Annotated in this window: 1 protein-coding gene; it reads left to right on the top strand. The window is 51.9% G+C overall.

Translation table 11 applies throughout. The features are described 5' to 3' along the window. Positions 1-289: ATP-binding protein (locus tag KDM89_RS21780; RefSeq protein WP_230428022.1), on the top strand; the 289-nt coding region annotated here is incomplete at both ends.

Genomic DNA, 289 nt, shown 5'->3' with positions numbered 1-289 from the left:
GTCACCATCCATTCGGATAACTCGATCTCCATCACCGACAATGGCCGTGGTATTCCGACTGGCATTAAGTGGGATGACAAAAACGATCCTAAGCGCAGCGCTGCAGAAATCGTGATGACCGAGCTGCATGCCGGTGGTAAGTTCGATCAGAACTCCTATAAAGTCTCCGGCGGCCTGCATGGCGTGGGTGTCTCCTGCGTGAATGCGCTGTCCAAATTGCTGAAGCTGACTATCCGTCGCGATGGCAAAGTGCATCAGATGGAATTTTCTAAAGGCGTGGTACAAAACC

It is taken from the genome of Cognatundibacterium luofuense (assembly GCF_018139685.1).
In the GTDB taxonomy this organism is placed as follows: domain Bacteria; phylum Pseudomonadota; class Gammaproteobacteria; order Burkholderiales; family Burkholderiaceae_D; genus Undibacterium; species Undibacterium luofuense.
Note: the sequence above shows the minus strand (reverse complement) of the source record. Positions and strands in the feature narration are given on the sequence as shown.